Source organism: Coprococcus sp. TM115-187 (assembly GCF_027679115.1).
In the GTDB taxonomy this organism is placed as follows: domain Bacteria; phylum Bacillota; class Clostridia; order Lachnospirales; family Lachnospiraceae; genus Allocoprococcus; species Allocoprococcus comes.
This window is the reverse complement of sequence record NZ_JAQEKS010000045.1, coordinates 669-4,873: the sequence shown is the minus strand read 5'-3', so window position 1 is coordinate 4,873 and position 4,205 is coordinate 669. Positions and strand designations below refer to the sequence as shown.

Genomic DNA, 4,205 nt, shown 5'->3' with positions numbered 1-4,205 from the left:
TGTAAGCGTCTGCTTCATCAGATTTACCACTGAGGATTGCACTCCATCCAACTCTCCGATTTCTTTTTCAATTTTTGCGGAACAATTTGGACAGTCCAACCCTTTTAATAGAAATATGCGTTTCATGATAATCTCCTTATAATTTGTTTAATTGTTCAATTACTCAACTATAATATTAAAAAATATTATTTCTGCCAAAGATGCTCAAATCCCTTGTCAATAATCTCTTTCACATGATCATCTGCCAGCGAGTAGTAAACTATCTGTGCTTCTTTACGGAATTTTACCAGATTCGCTAGGCGTAATGCCTTTAACTGATGCGAAATTGCAGATTTTGTTACCCCCAGTAGCACTGCAAGATCACATACACACATCTCACTCTGTTCTAGAGCGTGTAAGATTTGTACTCTAGTTCCATCTCCAAATAGCTTAAACAAAGAAGCCAACTGGATATAATCATCTTTTGGCTGCATCTTGGATTTCACATCATTCACAATATCCTCATGAATTACATCGCAATTACAAATATAAGACGTTTTTGACATATATTCACCTCCAAATAATAATAGTTGAACAATTACTCAACTATTATTATACTTATTTTTAAATTTATGTCAATAAGCTGATGTTAGTTCCACATAAATTTTACAATTAAAACCAGCTCTTTATTCTTTTCTTAATCTTTTTTTCCCAATATACCGTTTTGGCTTTCTTGTCACACTTCCTGTAAATTCCGAGTTGTCTCTATCTTTATCTTTTAATTATACACAGGATTTGAATCTTTTTCTACTTATCCATAATCAAAAAATCCTCTCGAAAAATCCTCTTCCTTGTATTATAAAACCGCTTTCATAAAGTTTTTCTTCTTTTTCAGAATACCTGCGTACCACTACGAATATTCCGACTGTCAAAATCACTCCAAATACGATTCCTGCCAGAATTCCATTCGTCCCCATTCCATAACTCTCATTCAGATAATAAGCTGGCAGGAAAGAAAGGATTGTTCCCACAACCAATGGCGGTATAAATCTTAGAAAATTCTTATAGCATAGGCACTTTACCATTTCCTTGTCTATCATTCCCAACATTCGCAAACTACAAACGACCCTGCTATTTTCTTCCTTCTCTGCCTGGATACGTGAATGAATTAACAGAAACTCAGCCATTATCATAAGCCCTATCACAAATGCCATCAAAAATAATAAAAATTGTCCTGATTTCTTTGCATCCTGGTATTTCTCCACCTTCGAAGACAATTCATAATATGTCTGCTCATCTTCATTCAACTGATTGCTTTCCTGCAGATATTCTTTTACTTCACATACTCCCGCATAAGAATCTTCCCAATTCTGAAACTGAAACAAGTTTGCGATACCAGCACTACCTGTTATATCTGCACTTAATTTTTCGAAATCAGAATCGTTGATGATCAGTGTTTTATCTGCAAAGGCCGGATTTTGATTAAACAGTATCTTTACATCTGTTCCAACAGATTGCAGCTTTCTGTCCCCGGAAATCGTTACAGTAGATACTGGCTGTATGTTATGTTCATACCCATCTTCCAGATTGTACTGAAACAAATTCAAAAACTCGCCTTCCTGAATCTGATAATCACATCCAAAATCCCGGTTTATTTCTGTCACAGGAAGGTAATTAAAAACACCATCTCTGATATAGGGAAGCTGAATGACCTGTTCTACAGTAACACCATTTTTCTCCAATATATGAAGGACATCCTGTACTGAAACCTGATTCATTCCATAGATTTCTGAGTACACCATGTCATAGGGAGAATAACTTTTTGCATCCTGTAGAAAAGCCGGATATAAAGTCACACATACCCCCGTAAGCATAACAGATACCGCTATTATGAGAGAGGCTAAAACATACCTACATCCCCATTCTTTCTTGTGTCTGCGGACAAATGACCATTCCACCAGATGAAACCTCATGTAGTTGGGTGCAAGTCTGCATAAGAACGTACCGATCTTTCCTGTTTTTTCTGCCCGATATTGTGCTTTTAGCAGGGTTCCGATTTTATCCAGCATAAGTCTCCCGGCATTCAGGATAAAGGCAACTGCCACCACTACTGTATATAGAACTGCTGTAAGCTTATATGCTTCCGGGCAAAACTGCCATTGCACTCCGTGGACATCTATTGCATAAATGATAACGGAAAAAAATAAAAATGACAGCACAGTTCCTGCCGCAAGTGCTATTGTTAATGCCAGCACGGATATGATCACATTTTCAAAAAGTAAGTTTCTAAACGCTTCCTTCCGGCTCATGCCAAGAGAAAACATCACGCCGTATTCCTGTTTTCTTGATGCCAGAAATGCCTGACACGAAACAGGAAGAAAAAAAACAGAAACACTGCAGACAGAAAAAATGGAAGATAAATGTTATTGGATATTGATGAATTTACAATCGACGCATTCATAAACGTCCTGTTTGTGGAAATAACTGCAAAACAACAGAATAATGCCGTTGCAGATAAATTGCATAGAAAGTACAATCGATATTTGTAAAAACCAGCTTTCAGCATCTTTCGGGAAATATCAAAAAAGGTCATCTTTTCCACCTCCCAAACCGCACAGCGTTTTCCATATATCTTCTCTGAAATTATCAGCAGTGTTCTCTTTCTTTACTTCTTTTGCCAGATTCCCATCCTGTAGAAAAAGTACCCGGTCACAAAAGGATGCCGTATAAGCATCATGTGTCACAAGCAGAAAGCTGATGCCAGACCGTTGATTCATCTGTTTCATACATCGCATCACATCCCCGGTGGTCTTTCGGTCAAGGCTTCCTGTTGGCTCATCTCCAAAAATAATATCCGGTTCATTGATCAGCGCCCTGCCAATCGCAACTCTCTGTTTCTGACCTCCCGATATTTCCGTAATTCCTTTGTCAGCTAATTTTTCAATGCCGAGCACATCCGCTATTCTTGAAAAACGCTCTTGCTGGATGTCTGCTTCTTTTCGTTCAAGAATGAGTGGTAACAATATATTTTCTTTTACCGTCAAACTCTCCAAAAGCTGGAAATCCTGAAAAATCATTCCCATATGCTCTCTGCGAAAAAATGCCTTCTCTTCTTCCGTAAGCTGTGAAAATGTTTCTCCTCCTATTACGATTTCTCCATCGTCCGGTGTGTCAACCCCGGTCAGCACATGGAGCAGAGTAGTCTTTCCACTGCCGGATGGTCCCATAATAGCAACCATTTCTCCTTTCATAACTTGCAGATTCACATTCTGCAAAATCCGCATAGTTTCTCCTGCAGTTTTATAACTTTTTGAAATATGATTTGCATTTAATACATACATCGAAGTTCCTCCTGATAATAAATTTTAAATTTGATTATCAGAAGTATTTAATCATCCATCCGAACCGATAGACTGCAAAGGGTAACTCCCGGTCTGAAACAAAACTCACCTTGTCCGAGGTCTTTAAAGCCATCATATACCCAGAGCACCATTATTTCTATTCCACCGAAACATATACACTCATAGAAATGCAAACATATACTTTCGCTTATATCGTTTTCACTATTTGACTTTTCCAAACATTCCATCTGCTGTATGACTATACTTTCCAAATCCCCTTCTGCATAATATCCACTCCAGAGTCGGAAATTTAGCGACAAAAGTAAAATCAGCATGATGGAACTTAAAACCATAATAGCAGTAATTCTCTGTTTTTTTACTGAAATCATATGAATCAAACCCTATACTTCTGCTTTATCATCTGGAATTTATTTTAATAAATATTTTTCAAATGCTTTGTGCGTGTCAAAGTGAACCTCTTTGAAAAATAAAACGAGCCAAATAATAAAAGCCGGAATAGCCATATATGGTGTTAAAAAATAAGACAACACTGCTCCTACTAACATTATGCCAGCCCATGTAAAACACTGATTTTTTATATCACGAGAAATATGAGCTTTATCATACAATGCCTTTTCTTCTTTCGGTAATGAATTAAATCCCGAAACAAATTTAGTCGCTTTTTCTTTAAATATTGCAAATAACACTCCTATAATCACAAATGGAATAACCAAAACTCCACATAGCCAAAACCCTATATTCATAGTATATTCCTCCTTCACAAATACCGATTGAGATTTCACCTGTTTTAAGAAATTTAATAACTGTTATATTTTGTTATTAAATTCTCCGCAAACCATTGAAAACACTGGATTTGTCGCAGGT

The 4,205-nt window shown here is 36.9% G+C and carries 5 protein-coding genes; all 5 read right to left on the bottom strand.

Annotation, left to right across the window (positions count from 1 at the left end; all coding sequences use genetic code 11):
• Positions 1-126, bottom strand: a 126-nt coding sequence (locus PGW42_RS16200) for a heavy-metal-associated domain-containing protein (RefSeq protein ID WP_270235179.1), incomplete at its 3' end; no start/stop codon positions are given.
• A gap of 59 nt (positions 127-185) precedes the next feature.
• Positions 186-545, bottom strand: coding sequence for an ArsR/SmtB family transcription factor (locus PGW42_RS15630; RefSeq protein ID WP_015512809.1), 360 nt, complete (start codon positions 543-545; stop codon positions 186-188).
• A 255-nt stretch (positions 546-800) separates the two neighbouring features.
• Complete coding sequence (locus PGW42_RS15625) at positions 801-2,390, bottom strand: ABC transporter permease (RefSeq protein ID WP_330677078.1); 1,590 nt, start codon at positions 2,388-2,390, stop codon at positions 801-803.
• Positions 2,391-2,558: 168 nt separating this feature from the next.
• Positions 2,559-3,320: an ABC transporter ATP-binding protein gene (locus PGW42_RS15620; protein WP_270204076.1), complete on the bottom strand. Its 762-nt coding sequence runs from the start codon at positions 3,318-3,320 to the stop codon at positions 2,559-2,561.
• 428 nt (positions 3,321-3,748) lie between these two features.
• Complete coding sequence (locus PGW42_RS15615) at positions 3,749-4,084, bottom strand: DUF3784 domain-containing protein (protein WP_173825769.1); 336 nt, start codon at positions 4,082-4,084, stop codon at positions 3,749-3,751.
• Positions 4,085-4,205 lie beyond the last annotated feature (121 nt).